The organism is Aeromicrobium flavum, assembly GCF_007992115.1.
In the GTDB taxonomy this organism is placed as follows: Bacteria; Actinomycetota; Actinomycetes; order Propionibacteriales; family Nocardioidaceae; genus Aeromicrobium; species Aeromicrobium flavum.
In genome coordinates this window covers 51411-76609 of record NZ_BJZQ01000014.1, presented here as the reverse complement: position 1 = coordinate 76609, position 25199 = coordinate 51411, and the positions used below count along the sequence as shown (strand labels likewise).

The window sequence follows — 25199 nt, the reverse complement described above, 5'->3', positions numbered from 1 at the left end:
CATCGAACACCTGTTCGATGGAGTCAACCAGAACCCCCTCCTTGCCATCGTCACCCACGCCGCGCTAGGTTCCCGGGGAGCATGCACCGGGGGGAAAGACATGACCAAGCTGCGCACCGCCGTCGCCGCCCTCGTGGGCGCGGGCCTCGTCGCCGTGGCCGTTCCGTCGTCGGCCCAGCCGCGCGACTGCGCGAAGCCGGTCACCACATGGGTCGTCACGGACGTCGCGAGGTCGTATGCGAGCACCGGCATCCAGACCGACTGGACCTATGAGCCCGCGACCGAGCACACCCTCGAGGTCGACCGGACCGCCACGGCGCGCGTGGACGCCCGCGTCAGTCCCGCGCTCGCGAGCGATGCCGAGGCCGTCCTCGCCGCCGCGGCCGCCGCCTCCGACGTCCCGCTGACACGGCGCTTCCGCGCCACCGACCACTGGATCATCGCGGCGTACCTGCCCCAGGACGCCCGCCACCTGTACCGGCTGCGCCTGAGGCAGGAGACCCGCACCTTCACCGCGACGAAGTACGAGCTCGCCCCCGGCACCTGCCGCTACGTGCGACAGCGGTCCGGGACGGGCGAGATGCCTCGCGTCGGCGACGGCCACCTGGTGTGGGACACCGACCGGGCCGACGCCTGACGCTCCCCGTCAGCGGGACAGCTCGATCGACCCTCCGGGGATCGCGTCGAGCAGGCGGCGGGTGTACTCCTGGCGCGGGTTGCTGAAGACCTCGTCGACCGAGGCGTGCTCGACGAGCTTGCCCCGCTCCATCACCAGCACGTCGTCGGCGATCTGGCGCACCACGGCCAGGTCGTGCGTGATGAACAGGTACGACAGGCCCAGCTCGGCCTGCAGGTCGGCCAGCAGCGACAGGATCTGCGCCTGGACCAACACGTCCAGGGCGCTGACGGCCTCGTCGAGGATGACGACCTCCGGCTGCAGCGCGAGGGCGCGAGCGACCGCCACCCGCTGGCGCTGGCCACCGGACAGCTCGTTCGGGAACCGGCGCGACACCGCCCACGGCAGCGACACCTTGTCGAGCAGGTCGCGGATCCGCGCCTCACGCTCGGCGCCGGTGCCGATCTTGTGGGTGCGCAGCGGCTCCTCGATGGACCGGTAGATGGAGTACATCGGATCGAGGGACGCGTACGGGTTCTGGAACACCGGCTGCACCTGGCGACGGAAGGCCAGCTGCTCCTTCTTGCCGCGGAGCGTCGAGATGTCGACACCGTCGAACTCGACCGTGCCGCTGGTGGGCTTGAGCAGGTCCAGCACCATCTGCGCGACGGTGGACTTGCCCGAGCCGGACTCGCCCACGATCGCCAGGGTGGTGCCGCGCTTCAGCTGGAACGAGACGTCGTCGACGGCGGTGAACTCGCTCTTCTTCCACGGTGCGCCACCGGGGATCGGGAAGACCTTGGTCAGGCCCTTGGCCTCCACCACGACGTCGAGGCCCTCGCCGAACTGCGTGTCGCCCTGCGCGACCTCGTCGGCCAGCACCTCGGCGACCTCCTGGGCCTGCTCGCGAACCTCGGCGCGCTGCTGCGACAACAGGCGCTGCGACGCGAGCGACGGGGCGCTCTTGATGAGCCGCTGCGAGTACGGGTGCTGCGGGTGCTGCAGGATCTGCAGCGCCGGACCCGACTCGACGACGCGACCCTTGTACATCACGACCAGGTGGTCGGCGCGCTCGGCGGCCAGGCCCAAGTCGTGGGTGATCAGCAGCACGGCGACCCCGAGGTCGTCGGTGAGCTGGTCGAGGTGGTCGAGGATCTGCTTCTGCACCGTGACGTCGAGGGCGCTGGTCGGCTCGTCGGCGATCAGCAGCTTCGGACGGGCCGCGAGCCCCATGGCGATCAGGGCACGCTGGCGCATGCCGCCACTGAACTCGTGCGGGAACTGCTTCGCCCGGCGCTCGGCGTCGGGCAGCCCGGCCTCCTCGAGCAGCTCGATGACGCGGGCGTCGGCTGCCTTGCCCTTGGCGATCCCGGCGGCCTCGAGGGCCTCCTTGATCTGCTTGCCGACCCGGTACAGCGGGTTCAGGTTGCTCATCGGGTCCTGCGGCACGAGGCCGATCTTGGACCCGCGCACGGCGACGATGTCCTTCTTCGACGCGTGGGCGATGTCGCGGCCCTCGAAGAGGATCTCGCCATCGGTGACCTGACCCGTGCCCGGCAGCAGGCCGATGATCGCGTGGGCGGTCGTGGACTTGCCCGATCCGGACTCCCCCACGATCGCGACGGTCTGACCGGGGTACACCGCCAGCGACGCGCCCTGGACGGCGGGGACCATCGTCCGACCCTGACGGAAGGCGACGTGCAGGTCGTTGATCTTCAGCAGCGGCTCGGTCATCAGTCCTTCTTCCGGCTCTTGGGATCGAGGGCGTCCTGCACGGCGTCGCCGAGCAGGATGAAGCCCAGCACCGTGACGGCCAGGGCGCTGGCCGGCCAGAACAGCACGCCGAGTCGCTGCCCGGAGCGGATCTGGTTCTGGGCGGCCGAGATGTCGTTGCCCCACGAGACGACGCCGTACGGCAGGCCGATGCCCAGGAACGACAGCGTCGCCTCGGCCACGATGAAGATGCCGAGCGAGACGGTGGCGATGACGATCACCGGAGCGAGCGCGTTGGGCACCACGTGGCGCCAGAGGTTGCGCGCCTGGCTGGCGCCGATCGCGCGGGCCGCGTCGACGAACTCGAGGTTCTTGACCTCCAGCACGGCGCTGCGGGCGATGCGGGTGACCTGGGGCCAGCCGAACGCCGCCAGGGCGAAGGTGACGGCGACGACGCCGCCGCCGAACCCGCGGTCGGGCCAGGCGTTGTTCAGGACCGAGAGGCCGACGATCGCACCCAGCAGCAGCGGGATCGCGAAGAAGATGTCGGCGATGCGCGACACGATCGTGTCGACCCAGCCGCCGTAGAAGCCGGCCAGGGCACCGGAGATCAGGCCCAGGATCGTGACGACCAGGGTGCAGGCCACGCCGACCGACACCGACGCGCGGGCGCCGTAGATCGTGCGGGCGAAGACGTCGTACCCCTGCTTGTCGAAGCCGGCGATGTGGCCCGAGCTCGGGCCCTCGAGGCTGCGCGAGAGGTCGGCCTTCAGCGGGTTGAGGTCGGTGAACAGGCCCGGGAAGGCCACGACGACCAGCACGAAGCCGAGGATGATCGCCGAGACCCAGAACAGGACGTTGCGGCGCAGGTTCTTCCAGGCCTCCTTCCACTGGCTCTCGGGCGGCCGGGACGTGTCGAGCGTGCCGGTGGCCTCGAGCGGCGTCTCGCCCAGCGGGGCGACGAAGTGGTCCTGACCGGGCAGGGGGGCGGTGGTGGGAATCTCAGGCATAGCGGATCCTCGGGTCGAGCCAGGCGTAGAGCAGATCGACGAGCAGCGACATCACGACGTAGATCAGCACCATGACCGTGACCACCGAGACGATGGTCGGCGTCTCGCCCTGCTGGATCGCACGCCAGGCGAGGTTGCCGACGCCGGGGACGTTGAAGATGCCCTCGGTGACGATCGCGCCGGCCATCAGGGTGCCGAGGTCGGCGCCGAGGTAGGTCACGACCGGGATGAGCGAGTTGCGCAGCACGTGGCGGCGGTTGACCTGGCCGTCGGTGAGGCCCTTGGCGCGCGCGGTGCGCACGTGGTCGGCGGTGAGGTTCTCGATCATGGACGTGCGCGTGAGGCGCAGGACGTAGGCGAACGACACCAACCCGAGCACGAAGGCCGGGATGAGGAGCCGCGTGAACGACGCGTCACCGCCGACGGTGACCGGGGCCCAGGCGAGCTTCACGCCGAAGACCAGCTGCATGAGGAAGCCGAAGACGAAGATCGGGACGGCGATGACCAGCAGCGACACGACCAGCATGGTGGAGTCGAACAGCTTGCCGCGCTTGATGCCGGCGTAGAAGCCGGCGGCGATGCCCAGCACCGACTCGATGACCAGCGCCATGAAGGCGAGCTTGATCGTGACGGGGAAGGCGCGGGCGATGAGGTCGATGACCGGTTGCCCGGAGAAGGACAGGCCCAGGTCCAGGGTCAGGGCGCCCTTGAGGAAGAGCAGCCACTGCACGAGGAACGGCTTGTCGAAGTTGTACTGCGCCTCGATCTGGGCGCGGACCGCCTCGGAGACCGGCTTGTCGCCGAACAGGGCGACGATCGGGTCTCCGGGGCGAAGGAAGACGAGGGCGTAGATCAACAGCGTGGCGCCCAGCACGACCGGAACGGCCTGCAGGATGCGGCGGATGATGTACCAGGCCATGAGTTCTCCATCCTGGTGGTTCGAGAAGTTCAGACTATCGCCGCGTGTCACGCAAAAGGCGACGGGGGCGGAACACACGTGGGGCGGCACCCGGAGGTGCCGCCCCACTCAGGTGGTCATCACTTCTTGGTGATGTCCTGGTACTCCGGACGGTTCTGCCAGTTGAAGACGACGTTCTCGACGTCCTTGCCAGCAGCACCCGACACGTTGGTGTTCCACAGCGGGATCGCCGGGAGCTCCTTGAACAGGATCGCCTGCGCGTCGACGAACGCCTGGTAGCGCTCCTCGTCGTCCAGGGCGCCCGAGGCCTTCTTCAGCAGGCCGTCGAACTCCTTGTTGCTGTAGTCACCGTCGTTCGAACCCGCACCCGTGCCGAAGATCGGGCCCAGGTAGTTGTAGATCGACGGGTAGTCCGGCTGCCAGCCGGTGCGGAAGGCGGTGCCGATCGAGCGATCGGTGACCTTCGTGCGCAGCTCGTCGAACGTCGGGAACGCCTTCGGCGCCGCGTTGATGCCCGGCAGGTTGTTGTTGAGCTGGTTCACGACCGCCTCAACCCATTCCTTGTTGCCGGGGCCGTCACCGTTGTAGGCGACCTGGAACTTGCCGCTCCACGGAGCGATCGCGTTGGCGTCGTCCCAGAGCTTCTTGGCGGCGTCGGCGTCGAACTCGAGCACCTCGTTGCCCGGGATGTCCTCGGTGTAGCCGGGCATCACGGGAGCGCTGAAGTCCGTCGACGGGCTACGGGTGCCGTCGAAGATCTTCTCGGTGATCGTCTTGCGGTCGATCGCGCGGCTGATCGCCTGGCGACGGAGGTTGCCCTCTTCACCGGCGAAGTGGTCGAGCGACTCCGGGATGGTGATCGTGCTGTTCACCGAGCCGGGCGACTCGAAGTCCTGCACGGAGTCGTCGTCGCGGAACGTGGTCAGCGCGCTCGGCGGGACCTGGTCCAGGACGTCGAGGTTGCCACCCTGCACGTCGGAGAACGCGCTGTCGGGATCGGTGTAGAACTTGAAGGTCACGCCACCGTTCTTGGCCTTGCGGACACCGTCGTACTCGGCGTTCGGGGTCATGACGGCCTCGACGTTGTGGTCCCACTTCTCGAGGACGTAGGGGCCGTTGCCGACCGGCTTCTCGCCGAACTTGTTGATGTCGCCGTACGCCGACTCGGGCAGCGGGTAGTAGGCCGAGTAGCCGAGGCGCAGCGGGAAGTCGGACTCCGGCTGCTTCAGGGTGATGGTGAAGGTCTTGTCGTCGACGACCTTCAGGCCCGAGATCGTGTCGGCGCCCTTGAGGGTCGAGCCCTCGTCGTCGGTGCCCTCGATCGGGTAGTAGAAGTAGCTCTGCAGCTGCTTGTTGTCCGGGTCGGCGCCGAAGCTCCAGGCCTTGACGAAGGACTCGGCGGTCACGGGGGTGCCGTCGGAGAACTTCCAGTCCTTGAGCTTGACGGTCCAGACCTTGGAGTCCTCGGACTCGATGGACTCGGCGACCTCGTTCTCCTGCGAGCCGTCTGCCTTGTAGGAGATCAGGCCGGCATAGAGCAGGTCGATGATGTTGCCGCCACCCACCTCGTTGGTGTTGGTGGTGACCAGCGGGTTCTGGGGCTCGGTCGCGTACGCGGTGATGACCGCGTCCGTGGACTCCGAACCCTCGTCGTCGCCTCCGCTCGAGCAGGCGGCCAGGGTGAGGCTGGCGACTGCTGCGAGGGCGATACCTGCGAGGGCTGTACGCCGAGTTCGCATGAATATCCTCCTGTGAATGTGCGTACGTCAGTGATCGTGCGTGTACGCGCGTGATCCATGAGTACCACCTGCCGGACACCGTTTCCCAGCGCGGATCGCCGACTTCATCGAACTGCAACCAAACGAACGGACCGGGCCCGACGGTCCCGATGGCGGTCGGGACACACGACGACGGCCCCGCTCCCGAGTGGGAGCGGGGCCGTCGTGGCCGGGACCGGAATCAGCCCTTGCGCTTGGTGATCTCCTCGGTCGCCTGGGGCAGGACCGACTTGATGTCACCGACGACGCCGAAGTCGACGAGCTCGAAGATCGGCGCCTCCTCGTCCTTGTTGACCGCGACGATCGTCTTGGACGTCTGCATGCCGGCGCGGTGCTGGATGGCACCGGAGATGCCATTGGCGACGTACAGCTGCGGCGACACGGTCTTGCCGGTCTGGCCGACCTGGAACGTGTGCGGCTTCCAGCCCGAGTCGACCGCGGCGCGCGAGGCGCCCACGGCGGCACCGAGGGCATCGGCGAGGGCCTCGACCTCGGTGAAGTCGCCGCCGGTGCCACGGCCGCCGGAGACCACGATGGCGGCCTCGGTCAGCTCGGGACGGCCGGTCGAGACGCGCGGCTCGGACGACACGATCTTGACGGCCTTGGCCGACTCGGGGACGTCGAACGAGACGGCCTCGACGGCGCCGGCGCCGGCAGCGGCCTCCGGAGCGGCCGAGTTCGGCTTGACCGCGATGACCGGCGCACCCTTGGTGACCTGCGCGGCGACCGTGAAGTTGCCGGCGAACGCCATCTGGGTGGTGGTGATCGCGCCACCGTCGACGGTGACGTCGACGGCGTCGGTGATCAGACCGGACTGCGACTTGAGGGCGACGCGGGCGGCGACCTCCTTGCCCTCGGTGCTGGAGGGCACCAGGACGGCGGCCGGAGCCTTGTCGGCGACGAGCGCGGCCAGGGCCTCGGCCTTGGGCGCGACGAGGTACTCCTCGTAGACGCTGTCGGAGTAGGTGTAGATCTTCTCCGCGCCGTACTCGGTCAGGACGGCGGTGTCGGCGTCACCGAAGACGACGGCCGACGGCTCGCCAATGCGGCGCGCGATGGTCAGGAGCTCCAGCGAGGGCTTCGTGACCTTGCCCTGGGGGGCTTCGATCAGAACGAGAACTTCACTCATTTGTCAGGCTCCTACTCACACGAACTTCTTGGACGCGAGGAACTCGACGAGCTTGGTGCCGCCGTCTCCCTCGTCGGTGACGATCTCGCCGGCGGTGCGCGGCGGGCGGGGGGTCGTGGACTCGACCTTGGTCCAGGCGTTCTCGAGGCCGACCTCGGCCCCGTCGATGCCCAGATCGGCCAGGCTCCACTCCTCGACCGGCTTCTTCTTGGCGGCCATGATGCCCTTGAAGGACGGGTAGCGGGCCTCGCCCGTCTGGTCGGTGACCGAGACGACGAGCTTGCCGGAGGCCTCGATCTCGTGGGTGGCGGCATCGCCGTCACGACGGATCTTCACGGTGTCGCCGTCGACGGAGATCTCCGAGGCGAACGTGATGGCCGGCAGGCCGAGACGCTCGGCGACCAGCGTGGGCACGACGCCCATGCCCGCGTCCGTGGAGCCCATGCCGAAGAAGACCATGTCGAACTCGAGCTTCTCGAGCGCCTTGGCCAGGACCAGCGACGTCGCGAAGGCGTCGGATCCGGCGATGGAGTCGTCCTCGACGTGGACGCCCGCGTCGGCGCCCATCTGCAGCGCCTTGCGGACGGCGTCCGAGGCGTCGGCGGGACCGACGGTCAGGACGGTGACCTCACCGTCGCCGGCCTCGACGACCTGCAGGGCCTGCTCGACCGCGTACTCGTCGAGCTCCGAGAGAAGGCCGTCGACGTTCTCACGGTCGACAGTGTTATCAGCGTCGAACGTGCGGTCCGCCGTGGCGTCCGGCACGTACTTCACAGCGACAACGATCTTGGTCACGAGGACCCTCCTGTGAATTCGGGGCGCGAGCGACGGTTTGATCGCCCGCGGGGTATCGGGACAACCTTGCCACGCGGTCACATACGCGGGTGAGGCGACCCTTCCTGGCCTCGATGTTACCGAAAGGTAACGAAGCCGGACATCCCGGCCGACGTGGGATGGATCACTTCCCGGTGAACGTGGCCTTGCCCGGGCCGTTCTCGACGAAGGACCGCATGCCGTCGGCCTGGTCCTGGGTGGCGAACAGGCCCGTGAAGCCGGCCCGCTCGATCTCGAGCCCGGTCTGCAGGTCGACCTCGAGGCCTCGGTCGATGACGTCCTTGGCGGTGCGCAGCGCGATCGCCGGGCCACCCACGAACTGCGACGCCCACTGCACGGCGCGCTCGTACACGGCGTCGGCCGGCAGCACCTCGTCGACCAGGCCGAGCGTCAGCGCCTCGTCGGCGGCGACGAAGCGCCCGGTGTAGATGAGGTCCTTGGCCTTGGCGGGGCCGATCAGCCGCGCGAGCCGCTGGGTGCCGCCGGCGCCGGGGATGATGCCGAGGGCGATCTCGGGCTGGCCGAGCTTGGCGTTGTCGGCGCAGAAGCGCAGGTCGGTGGCCAGGGCCAGCTCGAGGCCGCCGCCGAGCGCGAACCCGGTGATCGCCGAGACGGTGGGCTTGCCGATCGCGGCGACGGCGCGGGTGAAGTCCTGGAGCAGGTGGGCGTGCCGGAACATCTCGGGGAAGCCCATCTCGGCCATCTCCTTGACGTCGGCGCCGGCGGCGAAGACGCGCTCGCCGCCCCACACCACGACGGCGGCGACGTCGTCACGCCGGTCGGCCTCGCGCGCCGCCTCGAGCAGCTCGGTCTGGACCTGCGCGTCGAGCGCGTTCATCTTGGGCCGGTCGAGTCGCAGGGTGCCGACGCCGTCGGTCACCTCGAGTCGGACGAACTCCGCCATGGCTGTGCCTCCTGTGTGGGTTGCGCCGAGCATAGGACAGCGTCAGGACACCGAGCCCAGCGCCTTCAGGGGGTCGCCGGACAGTCGGTAGGTGCGCCAGTCCGCCAGGTCGACGGCCCCGAGCGAGCGGTAGAACGCGATCGACGGCTCGTTCCAGTCGAGCACCTGCCACTGCAGCCGGCTGTACCCGTGCTCGACGCAGCGCCGGGCCAGCTGCGCGAGCAGCGCATGGCCGAGTCCCGCACCGCGGTGGGCCGGGTCGATGAAGAGGTCCTCGAGGTAGATCCCGTGGACGCCGTCCCACGTGGAGAAGTTGAGGAACCAGATCGCCAGCCCGACGACCGCACCGTCGACCTCGGCCACGTCCGCGAACAGCGCCGGGCGCTCGCCGAAGAGTCGCTCGTGCAGCATCTCGTCGGTCAGGACGCACTGCTCGGGGGCTCGTTCGTACGCGGCGAGGTCGTGGACGAGGCGCACCATCGCCGTCACGTCGTCGGGGGCGGCGGGGCGGATCCGCGGATCGGTCATGGGCACGATTGCATCATGCGGCCGGGTAACGTCGGCCGGGTGACCGACCCCGCCGCCCTTCCCGTCCTGCGCGACGACGACCTCGTGCTGGAGCCGACCTCCGGCACCGACGACCTCGACGGGTTCGCCGTGATCCAGGGCGGCGAGCGGATCGGCACGGTCGCCCTCCAGCACGGCCCGGGCCAGGCCGGCCGCCGGCTCGGCTCGCTGCGCTGGAGCTTCTCGTCGGGCCCGGGTCCGATGGTCACCAGTCGCGCGCTCCGGCTCGCCGTGGAGTACGCCTTCGAGACCCTCGGGTGGACCCGCGTCGAGGCCCGCGTGCCGACGATCGACACCCACGGCATGCGCGCCGCCTCCATCGCCGGCCTGCGCCGCGAGGGCGTGGCGCGCGGGGCCGACGGCGACGTCGACCAGGTGATGCTGGCGCGGATCGTCGACGACCCGCCCGCCACGAGCCGCGACGGCTTCGTCGCCATCCTCAACGCCGGGCTCCCCCGCAAGCGCGTGATCGGCCAGGGCGTCCTGCGCGACCGCGACGGCCGCGTGCTGCTGTGCGAGCTGACGTACAAGCGCCAGTGGGACCTGCCCGGCGGCGTCGTCGAGGTGAACGAGAGCCCCGCGACCGGCCTGGTCCGCGAGCTCGAGGAGGAGCTGGGCCTGACTGTCGAGATCGACGGCCTCGTCACGATGAACTGGCTGCCGCCGTGGAGCCGATGGGACGACGCCTGCCTGTTCGTGTTCGACCTCGGCGTCGTCGATGCGGACCTCGTCGACCAGATGGTGTTGCAGCGCTCCGAGATCGCCGCGGTCCACTGGTGCGACATGGACACGGTGCGCGAGCGCGCCACCCTGGCCACCATCGAACTGCTCGAGTCGCTGGCCGACGCTCCCCTGCCGGCCTACCGCGAGGCGCCCCGCCAGCCGGACTGACGGTTCACCACGGTCCCGTGGTGAACCGACGCCCGCTCAGAACAGCGCGGCGGCGAGCGAGCGGCGCGCCAGCGCGACGCGCGGGTCGCTGAGCCCGACGACGGTGAAGAGGTCGACCAGGTGGGTGCGCACCCGCTCGCGCTCGTCGCCGGCGGTGCGCTTGACCAGGTCGATCAGTCGCAGGAAGGCGTCCTCGACGTGCCCGCCCGTGACGTCGAGGTCGGCCACGAGGAGCTGGGCGTCGACGTCGTCGGGCGCGTCCGCGGCGGCCTGACGGGCCGACTGCAGGTCGGCGCCGGCGACGCGGGCGTAGAGCTTCGTGGCGGCGAGCCGCTCGATGACCTCGGCGTCGCCAGGCGCCTGGGCGAGCAGCTTCTCGTACTCGGTGACGGCGGCGTCGAAGTCGCCCCGCCCGTAGGCCTCGTCGGCCACGGCGAAGCGCGGGTCGTCCTCGGGCTCCTGCGGCTCCTCCGCCGCGGGGCCGGCCGAGCCGGACGGCTGGGCGCGACCAGTGAGGCCGTTCTGCTGGGCCAGGCGCACGAGCTCGTCGAAGAAGCGCTTGACCTCGGTGTCGTCGACCGCGCCCTGGAACAGCGGGACGGGCTGGCCCTGGACCAGGCCCACGACCAGCGGCACGGACTGGGCCTGCAGCGCCTGGGCGATCCCGGGGTTGGCGTCGACGTCGACCCGCGCCAGCTGCAGCGCTCCCCCGTACGCGGACGTGGCCCGCGCGAGCTGCTCGTTGAACTGCACGCTCGGCTGCGAGCGCGGCGACCACAGGCTGAGCACCACGAGGTGGCGCATCGACGACTCGACGACCTGCTGGAAGTCGGCCTCCGTCGCGTCGATCACGTAGACCGCGCCGTCGGCGGTCGGAGCGGCGCCGCCCGCGGGGCGGGGCTGGGCCAAGGAGGACAGGTCGAAGGCACCGGGCTGGGAAAAGCTCATGGCGACAGTCTAGGAAGGAGGGTCACAGCCCGCGGATCGGCTCGGTGCGTTCCTCGTCGCCGTCATCGTCGTCCGGCCGCCGTCGCGACGACATCATCTGCTCGCGGCGGCGATTCTCCTTGTTCACGGCGTTGTTGATCTGGCGGTCGACCGCGAGGATGTCGGGCACGAACTTGATCTCGCGCAGGCCTTGCTCCTGGGCGGCCGACTCGAACACGAAGTGCCCGTAGCCCACGAGCCGGCCCAGCAGGGGGCGCGTCATCGTCATGTCGAGGATGCGGTTGATGGGCATCGTCGCGACCCGGGACGTCAGCACGCCGCTGAGCCGCACCACGCGCCAGTTGGTCACGACGAACACGTCCCGCCACTCGATGTAGGCGCGTACGGCGGCCATCGCCACCACGCCGAGCGAGAGGTACCAGAACAGCTGGGCGAGCGGGGAGGTCCAGTGCACCATCAGGACCAGCAGGGCTCCGAGGGATGCCACGATCGCGGCCGGCAGCGGCCAGTACACGGCGACGTGCTTGGGAACGATCTGCAGGACGCGCTCGCCGCTGCGCGGATTGAGTCGCCGGTGGAGCTTGACGTGGTTCTGCGGGTCGGGGAACGGCTCGCGCAGTCGCCACCAGAACCGCATCAGGACCGGCGGCGGCGCCGACTCGATGCCCGGAGGTCCGCTCATGGCGACCTCAGGCCAACTCGGACACGAACACCCCGACCTGTCCGAAGGCCTCGATCGTCGCGTCGAACGCGCTCCGGACGGCCGACGCCGCGTCCGCGGGCGTGCTGAAGAGGGAGTAGAGCGCGAAGCCCACCAGGAAGACGATCAGGATCTTTTTGACCACGACCCGATTGTTTCGAACCGCGGGGATCATCCCCGGGAGGCGCGACCGGCGAATTTCAGCGTCGTTGCAACAATTTTCACTCCAGCCCCGCGAGTAACACGTCGGCCGCGGAGAAGGGGTCGATGTCGCCCGCGAGGGCCCGCAGGGCGAGGGTGTCGAGCTCTCCCCCGCCGTCGATGACGAACCGGCGCCGGACCTGGTCGAGCGCGATCGCCTGGATCTCGCGACGCAGGCGGTCGGTGCGGCGGCGCGCCAGCTCGCCGGAGGTGCGCAGGTGCGCGGCGTGCTGCTGGAGGTGGTCGACGAGTTCGGGGACGCCCGTGCCCTCGGTGGCGACGGTCAGGTCGATGGGCCGCTTCCACCCGTCGTGACGATCCGACATCGACAGCATGGTGCGCAGCTCGCGCCGGGTCGTGGTGGCGCCGTCACGGTCAGCCTTGTTGACGCAGAAGACGTCGCCGATCTCGAGGATCCCGGCCTTCGCCGCCTGGATGCCGTCGCCCATCCCGGGCGCGAGCAGCACGACGGTGGTGTCGGCCAGCCCGGCGACCTCGACCTCGGACTGCCCGACGCCGACGGTCTCGAGCAGCACGACGTCGCACCCCGCCGCGTCGAGGACGCGGATGGCCTGGGGCGTCGCCCACGACAGGCCGCCGAGGTGACCGCGGCTGGCCATCGAGCGGATGTAGACGTCGGGGTCGGTGGCGTGGTCCTGCATCCGCACGCGATCGCCCAGCAGGGCGCCCCCGCTGAACGGCGAGGTCGGATCGACCGCGAGCACCCCGACGCGGCGCCCGCGGGCGCGCAGCTCGGTGACGAGCGCCGAGGTGGTGGTCGACTTGCCGACGCCGGGCGAGCCGGTGAGGCCGATGACGTGCGCGTTCCCGACCAGCGGCGCCAGGGCGGCGCTGACCTCGCGCAGGTGGTCGGACTCGGTCTCGACCAACGTGATCAGACGTGCCACCGACCTGGCCTCGCCGGCTTGCGCCCGCGAGACCAGGTCGGCGACGTCGACGGTCCTGTGGTTCAACTCCGCAGCTTCGCGGTGGCCGATCAGGCCTGCTGCGGGACGCGGATGATCAGGGCGTCGCCCTGGCCACCGCCGCCGCACAGGGCCGCGGCACCGGTGCCGCCGCCGCGACGCTGGAGCTCCAGCGCCAGGTGCAGCACGATGCGGGCGCCGCTCATGCCGATCGGGTGACCGAGCGCGATCGCGCCGCCGTTGACGTTGACCTTGTCCTCGCTGACGCCGAGCTTCTCGGCCGAGACGATGCCCACGGCCGCGAAGGCCTCGTTGAGCTCGAACAGGTCGATGTCGGAGGCAGCGATGCCCTCCTTCTCGGCGGCCTTCAGGATCGCGTTGGCCGGCTGCTCCTGCAGCGTCGAGTCGGGACCGGACACGTTGCCGTGGGCGCCGATCTCGGCGAGCCAGGTGAGGCCGAGCTCCTCGGCCTTCGCCTTGCTCATGACGACCACGGCGCAGGCGCCGTCGGAGATCTGGCTGGCGGTGCCGGCCGTGATCGTGCCCTCCTTGGAGAACGCGGGGCGCAGGCGGCCCAGCGACTCGCCGGTGGTGTCGCCACGGACGCCCTCGTCGGTGGAGACGACGACCGGATCGCCCTTGCGCTGCGGGATCTCGACGGGGACGATCTCGTCGTCGAACACGCCGTTCTTCTGCGCTGCGGCGGCGAGCTGGTGCGACCGGGCGCCGAACGCGTCCTGCGCCTCACGCGTGAGCGTGTCGGTGGTGGCGTTGCGCTGCTCGGTGAGCGAGCCCATCGCCTGGTCGGTCAGCGCGTCCCACAGGCCGTCGTACTCCATGTGGTCGAGCATCGTGACCTTGCCGTACTTGTGGCCGTCGCGCGAGCCCGTCAGCAGGTGCGGGGCCTGGGTCATCGACTCCTGGCCGCCGGCGACGACGACGTCGTACTCGCCGGCGCGGATCAGCTGGTCGGCCAGCGCGATCGCGTTGATGCCCGACAGGCACACCTTGTTGATCGTGAGCGCCGGGACGTCGAGCGGGATGCCGCCCTTGAACGCGGCCTGACGGGCCGGGACCTGGCCCGCGCCGGCGCCGAGGACCTGGCCCATGATCACGTAGTCGACCTGGTCGCCGTTGACTCCGGCACGCTCGAGCGCGCCCTTGATGGCGATGCCGCCGAGATCGGAACCGGACAGCGTCTTGAGGCCGCCCTGGAGGCGACCGATGGGGGTCCGGGCTCCGGCGACGATGACGGAAGTGGTCATGGAACGTGCTCCTTCGGTGCGTGCGTTGGGGTCACTGTACCCGCGGGGACGATCACCCCCGACCGGGCGTGCCCTACATCACAGGCGTCAGGTCCGGCTCGGGACCGAAGCGGAATCGGCGGCCCGAGATCTCGTCCACGTCGATGACGACGAGGTTGTACTTCAGGGTCGGCACCCACGAGTGCAGGTCCTCCAGGTCGAGCTCCTCGAGCTCGGCCTCGGTCTCGATCTTGCGGGCCGTTCCCTTGACCACGACGCTCGTCGCGCCGCCCTCGGCCACCTCGTCGACCTCGAAGGCCACGCGGCTCTCCAGCAGCACGCCCATGAGCTTGGTGCCCTCGGCGGTGCGGAAGACGATCGAGCGGCCCGCCACCGTGTAGTTGACGGGGAAGATCTCCGGCTGACCCAGGATGGTCAGGCCGAGCCGTCCGAAGGTGTGGTCGCTGATGAAGTCCCAGGGCTCGTTCCCGGTCAGTTCGGTGATCGCGGTGGTGTCCATACCCCCATGGTGACCCCGCGAGCGGTCCATGCGAAAGGGCCGAAGGACCCGTACTAGGCTGCGCGGCATGACCAGCGACACGCTCGTTCCGGGCCACCTGCTCACTGCCATCGACCACGTCGGCATCGCCGTCCCCGACCTCGACGACGCGATCGAGTTCTACTCGCGTGTCTTCGGTCTCGAATCGATCCACGAGGAGGTCAACGAGGAGCAGGGCGTCCGCGAGGCGATGCTCGCCGTCGGCGACTCCGGCTCCTGCATCCAGCTGCTCGCGCCGCTGAGCGCCGAGTCCACGATCGCCAAGTTCCTCGACCGCAACGGTCCGGGCATCCAGCAGTTGGCGTACCGTGTCACCGACATCGACGCGGTCTCCACCACCCTGCGCGACCGCGGCGTGCGCCTGCTGTACGACACCCCGAAGCGGGGCACGTCCGACAGCCGCGTCAACTTCGTTCACCCGAAGGACGCCGGCGGCGTACTGGTCGAACTGGTGCAACCCGCCGCCTCCCACTGATCGCGGTCGCGGGCTCACCCCGCTCCCGGCTCGCGGGACATGTTTCCCGCCAGTAACATCTCCGCAGACCACTCTGGCCTCACCGACGCGAAGGACCCCCTGTGCAGCACATCCTCGACGCCATCATGTCCGGCGACCGCTCCGCCGAGACGTACCAGAACCTCGAACTGCCCCAGACCTACCGGGGCATCACCGTCCACAAGGACGAGGAGAAGATGTTCGAGGGGATCGCCACCAAGGACAAGGACCCCCGCAAGAGCCTGCACCTGGACGACGTGCCGCTGCCCGAGCTCGCTCCGGGTGAGGCCCTCGTCGCCGTCATGGCCAGCGCGATCAACTACAACACCGTCTGGACCTCGATCTTCGAGCCGGTCTCGACGTTCGGCTTCCTCGAGCGCTACGGCAAGCTCTCGGAGTACTCCAAGCGCCACGACCTGCCCTACCACGTGGTCGGGTCCGACCTCGCCGGCGTCGTGCTGCGCACGGGCCCGGGCGTCAACGCCTGGAAGGCCGGCCAGGAGGTCGTCGCACACTGCCTCTCGGTCGAGCTCGAGAGCCCCGACGGCCACGACGACACGATGATGGACCCCCAGCAGCGCATCTGGGGCTTCGAGACGAACTTCGGCGGCCTCGCCGAGCTCGCGATCGTCAAGTCGAACCAGCTCATGCCGAAGCCCGCCCACCTGACGTGGGAGGAGGCCGCCTCCCCCGGCTTGGTCAACTCCACCGCCTACCGCCAGCTGGTGAGCAAGAACGGCGCCAACATGAAGCAGGGCGACGTCGTCCTGATCTGGGGCGCCTCGGGTGGCCTGGGCTCCTACGCCACGCAGATGGCCCTCACCGGCGGCGCCATTCCGGTGTGCGTCGTCTCCAGCCCCGAGAAGGCCGAGATCGTGCGCTCGCTCGGCGCCGAGCACATCATCGACCGCTCGGCCGAGGGCTACAAGTTCTGGAAGGACGAGAACACCCAGGACCCGTCGGAGTGGAAGCGCTTCGGCAAGAAGATCCGCGAGCTCACCGGTGGCGAGGATCCCGACATCGTCTTCGAGCACCCGGGTCGCGAGACGTTCGGCGCCAGCGTCTACGTCGCGCGCAAGGGCGGCACGATCATCACCTGCGCGTCGACCTCGGGCTACATGCACCAGTACGACAACCGCTACCTGTGGATGAACCTGAAGAACATCAAGAGCTCGCACTTCGCGAACTACCGGGAGGCCTACGAGGCCAACCGCCTGATCGACAAGGGCCTCATCCACCCGACCGTGTCGAAGGTGTACAAGCTCGAGGACACCGGCCAGGCCGCGCTCGACGTGCACCACAACAAGCACCAGGGCAAGGTCGGCGTGCTCGCGCTGGCCCCGGAGGAGGGCCTGGGCGTCTCCGACGAGGAGAAGCGCGCCAAGCACCTGGCGGAGATCAACCGCTTCCGCGGCATCTGATCAGTCACCGCCGATGACGCGAGTCCGCGGGCTGGACGTCGCCCGCGGACTCGCGCTGATCGGCATGGTGGTCGCCCACCTCGACGCCCGGATCGACTTCGATCCGGGCGTCGCTGCGTCCTGGCACCATGTCGGCGACGGCCGCGCGGCGGTGCTGTTCGTCGTGGTCGCCGGCTTCTCCCTGGCCCTGTCCACCGGCGGCCCGACGCCGCACGCGAGACGCCGGAGGGCCGACGACCGCCTCGCCGTCCTCGCGAGGTCGGCCGTGCTGGCCGGGCTCGGCGCCGCCCTGACGGCCCTCGGCACGCCCGTCGCCGTCATCCTCACGTCCTACGCCGTCTTCTTCGTCCTGGCCCTGCCGCTGCTGCACAGCGGGCCGCTGCCGACGCTGGCCGTGGGCACGGCGCTCGCGCTGGGTGGTCCATTGCTCGTGGCGCTCGCAGCGCGCGAGCTCCCCGAGCTCGCGAGCGATCCCGTCGGCGAGCTCCTCGTGGGCCAGCCCTACCCCGCCGGGCAGTGGACCGGATTCCTGCTCGTCGGCCTCGGGCTCGGCCGCCTGCGCCTGCGCGCCTCGGTGCTGGCCGGTCTGGTCGTGGTGGGGCTCGGGACCGGTATCGCCCTGCACGCGTTCGCGCTCGACCTCAGTGACCGCCTCCGCCTGAAGGACCTGTTCGGCGAGGCGATCCTCACGCAAGCGCTCCGGTCCGACCACCGGTCCGTCAACCCGCTGGAGGCCGCGTCCGCCCTGGCGATCTGCCTCGGAGTGCTGGCCGCCTCGCTGCTGCTCACGCCGCACGCCCGCGGCCTGCTCCGCCCCCTCGAGGCGGTGGGCCGGATGACGCTGACGCTCTACGTCGCGCACCTCGTGGCGTACGCCGTCGCGATCGGGATCGATCCCGCCCTGGAAGAGGGCTCGGGAGCGCTCGCCGCCTGGACCGTGGTCATCGCCCTGGCCGTGGCCGGTGCGTGGTTCGTGCGGTTCCGGCGTGGACCGCTGGAGCAGGCGCTGCACGTCCTCGTGACGCGCGCCCGGGGGGCCGCGGACACCGCCGCCTGAGGATCAGCGCGGCTTGTCCTTGAAGACCGCGGTGGTGCGGTCGGCGTACGCCGAGGAGTCGGCTCGCTCCATCGGTCCGTCCCACTCCCGCGGCAACGGCAGGGCGACGGCGGGGTTCAGCCGCGCGACGATCTCGTCGAGCACGCGCTCGGTGTCGCCGACCCAGAGGTGCTTGGCGCCGTCGACGGCGACGACCTCGGCCTGCGGCACGGCCGCGAAGCGCTCGCGGGCCTCCGCCGGACGCAGGTAGTCGTCGAACTCCGGCACCAGCGCGGTCAGCGGGCGGCCGTCCTGCGCCCACGCGGCGAGGTGCTCGGGCGCACTGAACCTCAGCGGTGGCGACAGCAGGATCGCGCCGGCGACGTCGGGCTCCAGTCCGTACATCAGGGCCAGGTCGGTGCCGAACGACCAGCCGACGATCCACAGGTTCGGCAGTTCGGCGAACTCGGCGTACTCGATCGCGGCGGCGACGTCGAACCGCTCCCCCACCGCCTGATCGAACTCGCCCTCGCTGCGTCCCCGCACGCTCTCGGTGCCGCGCGTGTTGAAGCGCAGCACCGCGATGTCGGCGAGGGCGGGCAGTCGGTGGGCCGCCTTGCGGAAGACCTGGCTGTCCATCATCCCCCCGTGTGTGGGCAACGGATGCAGGCAGATCATCGTGGCGACCGGGGCGCGGTCGGCGGGCAGCGCCAGCTCGCCCACCAGCGTCAGGCCGTCGGCGGTCGTGAGCTCGATGTCCTCACGACGTGCGGGCAGGACCGAGGAGCCGGTGATCTTCTTCACGGCACCATCCTGCCCGAGCGGGCCGACGTCAGGACTGCCGCTGCCAGCAGGCCCGGTGCCAGTGCCGTCGTTCGTTGATGCCGGCGGTCTCCAGCAGGCTCGGCACGTCGGGCCACACCACGTAGTGCGGCGTCGCGGGCGGGATCAGCTGGTCGCACCCCGGGCACCGGTACGGGTTGCTCGACGTGGCGCCGGTGATGAACCGCTGCCAGAAGTCACCGGAGCGTCGGCGCACGAGCTCCTCGCGCTGGGCCGGGGGCTCGCGCCGGGCTGCCCGGGCGGCAGCAGCCTTACGACGCGACATGGCCCCGATCGTACCGATCGGGGCCATGCGGCTGATGAGGCGTGGGCGGCTCAGTAGGTGTGGAAGCCCGCCTTGGTCTTGCGACCGAGCCTGCCCTCGGCGACGACCTGCTTGAGCGACTCGGCCGGCTGCCAGCCCTCGTGGCCGAACGCGCCGACGAGCGTCTCCTGGATCGCCAGCGACACGTCGTTGCCGACCACGTCGAGCAGCTCGAACGGACCCATCGGCAGCTTGGTCTCCTTCATCGCCGTGTCGATGGTCTCCATCGAGGCGGCGCCGGACTCCTGCAGCTTGATCGCGTCGTTCAGGTACGGGAACAGCAGCGCGTTGACGATGAAGCCGGCGCGGTCGCCGCACGAGACCGGGTGCTTGCCCGTGGCCAGGCAGAGCGCACGGACCGTCTCGTCGACGTCGGGATCGGTGGCCTCGGTCGTGACGACCTCGACGAGCTTCATGACCGGCGCGGGGTTGAAGAAGTGCATGCCGATGACGTCGGCCGGGCGGGCCGTGGCGTCGGCGCAGGCGCGGATGGACAGCGACGAGGTCGTCGTGGCCAAGATGGCGCCGGGCTTGCAGATCCGGTCGAGGTCACGGAAGAGCTCGAGCTTGATGTCGAGGTCCTCGGCGATCGCCTCGACGACGAGGTCGACGTCGGCGAGGGCCTCACGCTCGGTGGCGCCGGTGAGCCGCGCGAGGACGGCGTCCTTGCCGGCCTCGTCCAGCTTGCCCTTGGCGACGGCGCGGTCGAGGTTCTTCGTCACGTAGCCGACGACGCCGTCGAGCTTCTCCTGCGAGCGGCCGACGTAGACGACGTCGTAGCCGGCCTGGGCGAAGACCTGGGCGATGCCCGAGGCCATCGTGCCGGTGCCGACGACGCCGACCGAGCTGACGGGGCGCTTGACGGTGGGGACGGGGGTGCCGTCGGCGCCCTCACCCGTGAAGGCGGCGCCCGAGTCCGCGACCTCGACCAGGGCGGGAGCGGGCTGGTGCAGCGGGTCGCCGGTCTGGGCGAACTGCTCGTTCAGGCCGTCGACGACGGTCTTGGCGCCGAGCGCGTCCACGAGGGCCAGCGGGCCGATCGGGTAGCCGCAGCCGAAGCGCATGCCGGCATCGATGTCGGCGGCCGTGGCGTAGCCGTCGCCGTACATCGTGGCGGCGTGGTTCAGGTAGGGGAAGAGCAGTGTCCGGGCGATCCGGCCACCCTCGTCGTCGGCCGTGATGCGATCCACGATCTCCGCCATCAAATTCTCCTTCTGGCTGGGCAGGCCGGTGCTGCTTCCCGGCGAGCGTTCGTGAAAGGGTAGCGTGACAGCACCGATGTCTCGATGGGAGTCCCATGTCCTCACGTCTGGTTGCGACGGCCGTCGCGACAGTCCTGGTGGCCGCCCTGGCCGGATGCGCCAAGGACGAGCCCGCGACCCCCGCGGATCCGACCACGGCCACGCCCAGCGCGACCGTGCCGTCCGACGATCCGCGCGCCGCGCTGGTGGGCTCGTGGCGTGCCGACGACGCCGACTGGACGGTGCACTTCGCCGAGGACGGCACGTACACCGAGGACTTCGAGGGCAACGTCGACTTCCGCCGGGGCGCGTACCGCGTCGAGGACGGCATCGTCTTCCTCGACGGCGATGACGGCGAGACCACCGAGGGTGAGATCTCCGGCGAGACGCTCAACTTCAAGCTCGGGATGCTCGAGCGCCTGTGAGGATCGTCGTCGCCCGCTGCCAGGTCGACTACGCCGGTCGGCTGACGGCCCACCTGCCGCTCGCGCTGCGGGTGATCATGGTGAAGTCCGACGGCTCGGTGCTGGTCCACGCCGACGGCGGCTCCTACAAGCCGCTCAACTGGATGAGCCCGCCGTGCACGCTGCGCGAGGGGATCGCCGAGGACGGCGTCCCCGAGTGGACCGTCACGGCGAAGAAGACCGACGACACCCTGCGCATCCGGCTGGAGGAGGTCCTGCACGACTCCGAGCACGAGCTCGGGGTCGACCCGGGCCTGCAGAAGGACGGCGTCGAGAAGCACCTGCAGGAGCTGCTGGCCGAGCACACCGCGACGATCGAGGACGGGATGTCCCTGGTCCGGCGCGAGTACATGACCGCGATCGGCCCGGTCGACCTGCTGTGCCGCGACGCCGGTGGGGCTTCCGTGGCCGTCGAGATCAAGCGCCGCGGCGACATCGACGGCGTCGAGCAGCTGACCCGCTACCTCGAGCTGATGAACCGCGACCCGAAGCTGCGCCCCGTGCGCGGCATCTTCGCCGCCCAGGAGATCAGGCCGCAGGCCCGCACCCTGGCGAAGGACCGCGGCATCGACTGCGTCGTCGTCGACTACGACGAGCTGCGCGGCCTCGACGACCCGAGCCTGCGCCTCTTCTGACCTCCGGCTAGCGGCGGCAGACGCGCAGGTCGGCCCAGACGGCGCGGTGGTCGGTGCCCTCGATGTCCTCGGTGCCGGCGGCCCTGACGCTCAGCCCGCGCACGAGGACATGGTCGATGTCGGCGAACGGCGGGTGGCTGCGGTCCATCGGCCACGTCGCCGACGGCCACCAGCCCGCGGTGTCGTACATGCCGCGCTTGGCGTCGCGGAACGCCGCGTGCGCGGAGGAGGCGTTGAAGTCGCCCGCCATCACGAGCGGTCGTCCGCGCTGGGTGCGCTGCCACTCCCCCAGGTCGAGCAGGCCCTGACGCCAGTCCGGCAGCCAGGTGTCGACCGGCGGCACGGGATGGACGGCGCGGACGAGGACGTTCGCACCGTCGACGTCGACGGACATGGCGGGCTGCTGGAACGTCTCCGCCTCGCCGGCCGGCACGTCGACCCGACGGGCCCGATCCCGCGAGAGGATCACGGTGCCGTCGGCCTCCCGGCCCTCGACGGTCTGGCCGCTGCGGTGGACGAACCGCTTCCCGGCGTCCGTGCGCAGCAGCGAGGCGATCATCGGCTCCGTGGCCTCCGTCACGACCAGCACGTCGATGTCGTGGCGCTGGATCGCCGTGGAGAGCTGCTCGACGTCGGCCTCGCCGAAGTAGGCGTTGACGGTCATCACCGCCACCCGCGCCTCGCCGGCGTCGCAGTCGGGCCGGTTGCTGACGTTGACGATCGTCACCAGCGCCACCGCGATCGCGACCGCGTTCGCGCCGCCGGCCAGCCAGGCGCGCGTCAGCACGCTCAGCACGACACCCAGCAGCGCCAGGGCGATCCAGAGCCGACCCAGCGCCTGGACCGGCGGCAGCCACGAGGGGTCGATGCGGTCGACCCACGGCGTCGCCGCGAGGAGCAGCAGCACCACCGCGGCGACGGTCAGCAGCGCCCGGACGACCCTCACGCGTCAGGCGCCTGCGATCGGCGGTGCGGTCGGGTCGGAGCCCTCGCCGGTCTCCTCGCGCGCGATCCAGTCCTCGATGCGCTCGTAGTCGTCCTTCGAGCGGGTCACCACGGCCAGCAGGTCGCTCATCTTGGCGACCTCCTCGACCTGCTCCTTGATGAACCACTGCATGAACTGGTCGGACGCGAAGTCGTTGTCGTCGCGGGCGATGCGCGTGAGCTCGTTGATCTGGCTCGTGACGCGCTTCTCCTGCTCGAGGGCGACCTGCACGGGCTCGACGACGTCGGCGAAGGTGACCCGCGGGGCGGCCAGGGCGGGGATGACGATCGGCTGGTCCTGGTCGAGCAGGTACTGGATCATCATCATCGCGTGGTCGCGCTCCTCGACCGCCTGCGCGTAGAACAGCGCCGCCATCTGGGGCATCGTCAGCGCGTCGTAGTACGTGGCGATGCCGACGTACTGCTGATGCGCGCCGAACTCGTGACCGATCTGGTCCTGCAGGGCCTTCACGAACTTCTCGGAAGCCATCTCTCCTCCTTCGGTGAGGCCAGCCTCACCTTGCGGCTGTACCGTGGTCAATGTGCCGAAGCCGCCGAAGAAGAAGTGCTGCGTGAGCAAGCCGCGCTGCAAGCGCTGCCCGATTCGCATGATGGCCGAGGGCACCCTCCCCGACGGCTACACCGTCAAGAAGCGCAAGCTGGTCAAGGTCAAGAAGAAGGACAAGGACAAGAAGAAGTCCTCGAAGTCCTCCAAGACCAAGGCCAAGCCGATGGCCGCCTGATCACTTCGACTGCTTCGATCACGCCGAGCCTAGGGGTCCGGGCGCGCCGAATCCACGAAGGGCAGGCGAGCCTTCGCGCGCCGTCGACGGACCTCAGACCGGCAGGTCGTTGGCCTTGCGGATCTCGTCGACGACGCGGCCCATGATGTCGGTCATGCCGAAGTCCTTGGGCGTGAAGACCGCGGCGATGCCCGCGGCCTCCAGCTTGCGACCGTCGGAGTCGGGGATGATCCCGCCCACGATGACCGGCACGTTCGTCAGGCCGGCGTCGGCCAGGCCCTTCTGGACGTCGGGCACGAGCTCCATGTGCGAGCCGGACAGGATCGACAGACCCACGACGTGGACGTCCTCGGCGACGGCGGCCGCGACGATCTGCTCGGGCGTCAGTCGGATGCCCTGGTAGATCACCTCGAAGCCGGCGTCGCGCGCGCGCACGGCGACCTGCTCGGCGCCGTTGGAGTGCCCGTCCAGGCCCGGCTTGCCCACGAGGAAGCGCAGGCGGCCGCCCAGCTCCTCGCCGGTCTGGCGCACCTTCTCGCGCACCGCGGTCAGCTCGGATCCTGCCTCGGCCACGCCACTCACCCCTGCCACGCCCGTGGGCGCCCGGTACTCGCCGAACACCTCGCGCAGCGCTCCGGCCCACTCCCCCACGGTGGCGCCGGCGCGCACCGCGTCGAGCGTCGCGGCCATCAGGTTCTCGTCTGTCTTGGCGCGCTGCTGCAGCGCCTCGAGCGCCGCGTCGACGGCGGCCTGGTCGCGCTCGTCGCGCCACTGCTGGACGTCGGCGATCGCGTTGGCCTCGGCCTTCGGGTCGGCGACCATGATCGCGGCGTCCAGGTCGGCGGTCAGCGGCGACGGCTCGGTCTCGGTGTAGCAGTTCAGGCCGACGACCTTCATCTCACCGGACTCGATGCGGGCGCGGCGCTCGGCGTGCGAGGTGACCAGCTCCTGCTTCATGTAGCCCGACACCACGGCCGCGACCGCTCCGCCCATCGCCTGCACCCGGTCGATCTCGGCCTTCGCACCCTCGACGAGCTCGGTGACCTTGGCCTCGATGACGTGCGACCCGTCGAAGATGTCGCCGTACTCGAGCAGGTCGGACTCGAACGCCAGCACCTGCTGCAGGCGCAGCGACCACTGCTGGTCCCACGGACGGGGCAGGCCCAGGGCCTCGTTCCAGGCCGGCAGCTGCACGGCGCGGGCGCGGGCGTCCTTGCTCAGCGTGACGCCGAGCATCTCCAGCACGATGCGCTGGACGTTGTTCTCGGGCTGGGCCTCGGTCAGGCCCAGGGAGTTGACCTGCACGCCGTAGCGGAAGCGGCGCATCTTCGGGTCGGTGACGCCGTAGCGGTCGCGGGTGATCTCCTCCCACAGCCGGCCGAAGGCGCGCATCTTGCACATCTCCTCGACGAAGCGGACACCCGCGTTGACGAAGAAGGAGATGCGGCCCACGACCTGCTCGAACTGGTCGTCGGGGACCTGGCCCGAGTCCTTGACCGCGTCGAGCACCGCGATGGCCGTGCTCATGGCGAACGCCAGCTCCTGCACGGGCGTCGCGCCGGCCTCCTGCAGGTGGTAGCTGCAGATGTTCAGCGGGTTCCACTTCGGGATCGTGGAGACCGTGTAGGCGATCATGTCGGTCGTCAGCCGCAGCGACGCCTCGGGCGGGAAGACGTACGTCCCCCGCGAGAGGTACTCCTTGATGATGTCGTTCTGGGTCGTGCCGGCGAGCGCCGACGGATCGACGCCCTGCTCCTCGGCGGCGACCTGGTACATCGCCAGCAGCCACATCGCCGTGGCGTTGATCGTCATCGAGGTGTTCATCTCCGACAGCGGGATGTCCTCGAAGAGACGGCGCATCGCGCCCAGGTGCGGGATCGGGACGCCGACCTTGCCGACCTCACCGCGCGACAGCACGTGATCGGGGTCGTACCCCGTCTGGGTCGGGAGGTCGAAGGCGACCGACAAGCCGGTCTGGCCCTTCGCGAGGTTGCGCCGGTAGAGGGCGTTGGACTCGGCTGCGGAGCTGTGGCCGGCGTAGGTTCGCATCACCCACGGGCGATCAGGCTGCACTGACATGGGCCTAGGGTACCGCC

28 protein-coding genes are annotated in these 25199 nt (G+C 70.1%); 8 read left to right on the top strand and 20 right to left on the bottom strand.

The window, feature by feature from the left end:
• Window positions 1-100 precede the first annotated feature (100 nt).
• Window positions 101-637, top strand: coding sequence for a hypothetical protein (locus AFL01nite_RS12415; RefSeq protein ID WP_146828003.1), 537 nt, complete (start codon window positions 101-103; stop codon window positions 635-637).
• A gap of 9 nt (window positions 638-646) precedes the next feature.
• Here the strand turns inward: AFL01nite_RS12415 and AFL01nite_RS12410 are convergent, their stop codons facing one another.
• From AFL01nite_RS12410 to AFL01nite_RS12375, 8 genes are all read right to left on the bottom strand, one after another.
• Window positions 647-2350 carry a dipeptide ABC transporter ATP-binding protein gene (locus AFL01nite_RS12410; RefSeq protein ID WP_146828002.1) on the bottom strand — a complete coding sequence of 568 codons (1704 nt, stop codon included), beginning with the start codon at window positions 2348-2350 and terminating at the stop codon, window positions 647-649.
• Window positions 2350-3339, bottom strand: coding sequence for an ABC transporter permease (locus tag AFL01nite_RS12405; RefSeq protein WP_146828001.1), 990 nt, complete (start codon window positions 3337-3339; stop codon window positions 2350-2352). Before AFL01nite_RS12405 ends, AFL01nite_RS12410 begins: the two co-directional genes overlap by 1 nt.
• Window positions 3332-4258 carry an ABC transporter permease gene (locus tag AFL01nite_RS12400; protein WP_146828000.1) on the bottom strand — a complete coding sequence of 309 codons (927 nt, stop codon included), beginning with the start codon at window positions 4256-4258 and terminating at the stop codon, window positions 3332-3334. Before AFL01nite_RS12400 ends, AFL01nite_RS12405 begins: the two co-directional genes overlap by 8 nt.
• A gap of 119 nt (window positions 4259-4377) precedes the next feature.
• Window positions 4378-5997 carry a peptide ABC transporter substrate-binding protein gene (locus tag AFL01nite_RS12395; protein ID WP_146827999.1) on the bottom strand — a complete coding sequence of 540 codons (1620 nt, stop codon included), beginning with the start codon at window positions 5995-5997 and terminating at the stop codon, window positions 4378-4380.
• A 220-nt stretch (window positions 5998-6217) separates the two neighbouring features.
• Window positions 6218-7165: an electron transfer flavoprotein subunit alpha/FixB family protein gene (locus AFL01nite_RS12390; protein WP_146827998.1), complete on the bottom strand. Its 948-nt coding sequence runs from the start codon at window positions 7163-7165 to the stop codon at window positions 6218-6220.
• Between the two features lie 15 nt (window positions 7166-7180).
• A complete protein-coding gene (locus AFL01nite_RS12385) occupies window positions 7181-7960 on the bottom strand; it encodes an electron transfer flavoprotein subunit beta/FixA family protein (protein WP_246119707.1) in 780 nt (259 codons plus the stop codon).
• Between the two features lie 163 nt (window positions 7961-8123).
• Window positions 8124-8903: an enoyl-CoA hydratase/isomerase family protein gene (locus tag AFL01nite_RS12380; protein WP_146827997.1), complete on the bottom strand. Its 780-nt coding sequence runs from the start codon at window positions 8901-8903 to the stop codon at window positions 8124-8126.
• A gap of 42 nt (window positions 8904-8945) precedes the next feature.
• Entirely contained in the window at window positions 8946-9431 is a 486-nt protein-coding gene (locus AFL01nite_RS12375; protein ID WP_146827996.1) for a GNAT family N-acetyltransferase, read from the bottom strand.
• Between the two features lie 15 nt (window positions 9432-9446).
• On the opposite strand from AFL01nite_RS12375, the gene AFL01nite_RS15500 reads away from it, so the two are divergent.
• Window positions 9447-10361: an NUDIX hydrolase gene (locus AFL01nite_RS15500; RefSeq protein WP_222593518.1), complete on the top strand. Its 915-nt coding sequence runs from the start codon at window positions 9447-9449 to the stop codon at window positions 10359-10361.
• A 36-nt stretch (window positions 10362-10397) separates the two neighbouring features.
• Here AFL01nite_RS15500 and AFL01nite_RS12365 read toward each other — a convergent pair whose 3' ends face one another.
• The 6 genes from AFL01nite_RS12365 to AFL01nite_RS12345 all read right to left on the bottom strand — a co-directional run bounded on the left by AFL01nite_RS12365 (window position 10398) and on the right by AFL01nite_RS12345 (window position 14900).
• Window positions 10398-11309 (bottom strand): tetratricopeptide repeat protein, encoded by a 912-nt coding sequence (locus AFL01nite_RS12365; protein WP_146827995.1) that lies wholly within the window; start codon window positions 11307-11309, stop codon window positions 10398-10400.
• A gap of 22 nt (window positions 11310-11331) precedes the next feature.
• A complete protein-coding gene (locus AFL01nite_RS12360; RefSeq protein WP_246119706.1) occupies window positions 11332-11991 on the bottom strand; it encodes a PH domain-containing protein in 660 nt (219 codons plus the stop codon).
• A gap of 7 nt (window positions 11992-11998) precedes the next feature.
• Window positions 11999-12154 carry a hypothetical protein gene (locus AFL01nite_RS15355; RefSeq protein ID WP_186813940.1) on the bottom strand — a complete coding sequence of 52 codons (156 nt, stop codon included), beginning with the start codon at window positions 12152-12154 and terminating at the stop codon, window positions 11999-12001.
• A 76-nt stretch (window positions 12155-12230) separates the two neighbouring features.
• A complete protein-coding gene (gene meaB / locus AFL01nite_RS12355) occupies window positions 12231-13184 on the bottom strand; it encodes a methylmalonyl Co-A mutase-associated GTPase MeaB (protein ID WP_146827994.1) in 954 nt (317 codons plus the stop codon).
• A 23-nt stretch (window positions 13185-13207) separates the two neighbouring features.
• The gene (locus tag AFL01nite_RS12350; RefSeq protein WP_146827993.1) at window positions 13208-14401 is read right to left on the bottom strand and encodes an acetyl-CoA C-acetyltransferase; all 1194 of its coding nucleotides are present in this window, start codon (window positions 14399-14401) and stop codon (window positions 13208-13210) included.
• Between the two features lie 73 nt (window positions 14402-14474).
• A complete protein-coding gene (locus AFL01nite_RS12345) occupies window positions 14475-14900 on the bottom strand; it encodes a pyridoxamine 5'-phosphate oxidase family protein (RefSeq protein ID WP_146827992.1) in 426 nt (141 codons plus the stop codon).
• Between the two features lie 67 nt (window positions 14901-14967).
• On the opposite strand from AFL01nite_RS12345, the gene mce reads away from it, so the two are divergent.
• The 3 genes from mce (at window position 14968) to AFL01nite_RS12330 (ending at window position 17910) form a co-directional block, all read left to right on the top strand.
• The gene (mce, locus tag AFL01nite_RS12340; protein ID WP_146827991.1) at window positions 14968-15414 is read left to right on the top strand and encodes a methylmalonyl-CoA epimerase; all 447 of its coding nucleotides are present in this window, start codon (window positions 14968-14970) and stop codon (window positions 15412-15414) included.
• A 101-nt stretch (window positions 15415-15515) separates the two neighbouring features.
• Window positions 15516-16853 (top strand): crotonyl-CoA carboxylase/reductase, encoded by a 1338-nt coding sequence (gene ccrA / locus AFL01nite_RS12335; protein WP_186813939.1) that lies wholly within the window; start codon window positions 15516-15518, stop codon window positions 16851-16853.
• A 13-nt stretch (window positions 16854-16866) separates the two neighbouring features.
• Window positions 16867-17910 (top strand): acyltransferase family protein, encoded by a 1044-nt coding sequence (locus AFL01nite_RS12330; RefSeq protein ID WP_146827990.1) that lies wholly within the window; start codon window positions 16867-16869, stop codon window positions 17908-17910.
• 3 nt (window positions 17911-17913) lie between these two features.
• Here the strand turns inward: AFL01nite_RS12330 and AFL01nite_RS12325 are convergent, their stop codons facing one another.
• Genes AFL01nite_RS12325 through AFL01nite_RS12315 form a run of 3 tightly spaced genes read right to left on the bottom strand, consistent with a single transcriptional unit; the run spans window position 17914 to window position 20238 of the window.
• Window positions 17914-18693 (bottom strand): alpha/beta hydrolase, encoded by a 780-nt coding sequence (locus tag AFL01nite_RS12325; protein WP_146827989.1) that lies wholly within the window; start codon window positions 18691-18693, stop codon window positions 17914-17916.
• A 28-nt stretch (window positions 18694-18721) separates the two neighbouring features.
• Window positions 18722-18997 (bottom strand): Rv1322 family protein, encoded by a 276-nt coding sequence (locus tag AFL01nite_RS12320; RefSeq protein ID WP_146827988.1) that lies wholly within the window; start codon window positions 18995-18997, stop codon window positions 18722-18724.
• Between the two features lie 50 nt (window positions 18998-19047).
• The gene (locus AFL01nite_RS12315; RefSeq protein WP_146827987.1) at window positions 19048-20238 is read right to left on the bottom strand and encodes a 3-hydroxyacyl-CoA dehydrogenase NAD-binding domain-containing protein; all 1191 of its coding nucleotides are present in this window, start codon (window positions 20236-20238) and stop codon (window positions 19048-19050) included.
• A gap of 95 nt (window positions 20239-20333) precedes the next feature.
• Here AFL01nite_RS12315 and AFL01nite_RS12310 point away from each other — a divergent pair, with 95 nt between their 5' ends.
• Complete coding sequence (locus AFL01nite_RS12310) at window positions 20334-20702, top strand: hypothetical protein (protein WP_146827986.1); 369 nt, start codon at window positions 20334-20336, stop codon at window positions 20700-20702.
• The gene (nucS, locus tag AFL01nite_RS12305) at window positions 20699-21376 is read left to right on the top strand and encodes an endonuclease NucS (protein WP_146827985.1); all 678 of its coding nucleotides are present in this window, start codon (window positions 20699-20701) and stop codon (window positions 21374-21376) included. Before AFL01nite_RS12310 ends, nucS begins: the two co-directional genes overlap by 4 nt.
• 7 nt (window positions 21377-21383) lie before the next feature.
• Here nucS and AFL01nite_RS12300 read toward each other — a convergent pair whose 3' ends face one another.
• Together AFL01nite_RS12300 and AFL01nite_RS12295 are read right to left on the bottom strand one after the other, a co-directional pair.
• Window positions 21384-22322, bottom strand: a complete 939-nt coding sequence (locus tag AFL01nite_RS12300; protein ID WP_146827984.1) for an endonuclease/exonuclease/phosphatase family protein — start codon at window positions 22320-22322, stop codon at window positions 21384-21386.
• A gap of 3 nt (window positions 22323-22325) precedes the next feature.
• The gene (locus AFL01nite_RS12295; RefSeq protein ID WP_146827983.1) at window positions 22326-22850 is read right to left on the bottom strand and encodes a ferritin; all 525 of its coding nucleotides are present in this window, start codon (window positions 22848-22850) and stop codon (window positions 22326-22328) included.
• A gap of 82 nt (window positions 22851-22932) precedes the next feature.
• Between AFL01nite_RS12295 and AFL01nite_RS12290 the strand changes: the two genes are divergently transcribed.
• Window positions 22933-23103 carry a hypothetical protein gene (locus tag AFL01nite_RS12290; RefSeq protein ID WP_246119705.1) on the top strand — a complete coding sequence of 57 codons (171 nt, stop codon included), beginning with the start codon at window positions 22933-22935 and terminating at the stop codon, window positions 23101-23103.
• Between the two features lie 93 nt (window positions 23104-23196).
• Here the strand turns inward: AFL01nite_RS12290 and AFL01nite_RS12285 are convergent, their stop codons facing one another.
• Entirely contained in the window at window positions 23197-25182 is a 1986-nt protein-coding gene (locus AFL01nite_RS12285) for an ethylmalonyl-CoA mutase (RefSeq protein WP_146827981.1), read from the bottom strand.
• Between the last annotated feature and the right edge of the window lie 17 nt (window positions 25183-25199).

Bases quoted from the DNA above. Each gene is read 5' to 3' on its own strand.
- AFL01nite_RS12415 (WP_146828003.1), top strand. From the start codon at position 101: ATGACCAAGCTGCGCACCGCCGTCGCCGCCCTCGTGGGCGCGGGCCTC.
- AFL01nite_RS12410 (WP_146828002.1), bottom strand. From the start codon at position 2,350: ATGACCGAGCCGCTGCTGAAGATCAACGACCTGCACGTCGCCTTCCGT.
- AFL01nite_RS12405 (WP_146828001.1), bottom strand. From the start codon at position 3,339: ATGCCTGAGATTCCCACCACCGCCCCCCTGCCCGGTCAGGACCACTTC.
- AFL01nite_RS12400 (WP_146828000.1), bottom strand. From the start codon at position 4,258: ATGGCCTGGTACATCATCCGCCGCATCCTGCAGGCCGTTCCGGTCGTG.
- AFL01nite_RS12395 (WP_146827999.1), bottom strand. From the start codon at position 5,997: ATGCGAACTCGGCGTACAGCCCTCGCAGGTATCGCCCTCGCAGCAGTC.
- AFL01nite_RS12390 (WP_146827998.1), bottom strand. From the start codon at position 7,165: ATGAGTGAAGTTCTCGTTCTGATCGAAGCCCCCCAGGGCAAGGTCACG.
- AFL01nite_RS12380 (WP_146827997.1), bottom strand. From the start codon at position 8,903: ATGGCGGAGTTCGTCCGACTCGAGGTGACCGACGGCGTCGGCACCCTG.
- AFL01nite_RS12375 (WP_146827996.1), bottom strand. From the start codon at position 9,431: ATGACCGATCCGCGGATCCGCCCCGCCGCCCCCGACGACGTGACGGCG.
- AFL01nite_RS15500 (WP_222593518.1), top strand. From the start codon at position 9,447: ATGCGGCCGGGTAACGTCGGCCGGGTGACCGACCCCGCCGCCCTTCCC.
- AFL01nite_RS12365 (WP_146827995.1), bottom strand. From the start codon at position 11,309: ATGAGCTTTTCCCAGCCCGGTGCCTTCGACCTGTCCTCCTTGGCCCAG.
- AFL01nite_RS12360 (WP_246119706.1), bottom strand. From the start codon at position 11,991: ATGAGCGGACCTCCGGGCATCGAGTCGGCGCCGCCGCCGGTCCTGATG.
- AFL01nite_RS12350 (WP_146827993.1), bottom strand. From the start codon at position 14,401: ATGACCACTTCCGTCATCGTCGCCGGAGCCCGGACCCCCATCGGTCGC.
- AFL01nite_RS12345 (WP_146827992.1), bottom strand. From the start codon at position 14,900: ATGGACACCACCGCGATCACCGAACTGACCGGGAACGAGCCCTGGGAC.
- mce (WP_146827991.1), top strand. From the start codon at position 14,968: ATGACCAGCGACACGCTCGTTCCGGGCCACCTGCTCACTGCCATCGAC.
- AFL01nite_RS12330 (WP_146827990.1), top strand. From the start codon at position 16,867: ATGACGCGAGTCCGCGGGCTGGACGTCGCCCGCGGACTCGCGCTGATC.
- AFL01nite_RS12320 (WP_146827988.1), bottom strand. From the start codon at position 18,997: ATGTCGCGTCGTAAGGCTGCTGCCGCCCGGGCAGCCCGGCGCGAGCCC.
- AFL01nite_RS12315 (WP_146827987.1), bottom strand. From the start codon at position 20,238: ATGGCGGAGATCGTGGATCGCATCACGGCCGACGACGAGGGTGGCCGG.
- AFL01nite_RS12310 (WP_146827986.1), top strand. From the start codon at position 20,334: ATGTCCTCACGTCTGGTTGCGACGGCCGTCGCGACAGTCCTGGTGGCC.
- AFL01nite_RS12295 (WP_146827983.1), bottom strand. From the start codon at position 22,850: ATGGCTTCCGAGAAGTTCGTGAAGGCCCTGCAGGACCAGATCGGTCAC.
- AFL01nite_RS12285 (WP_146827981.1), bottom strand. From the start codon at position 25,182: ATGTCAGTGCAGCCTGATCGCCCGTGGGTGATGCGAACCTACGCCGGC.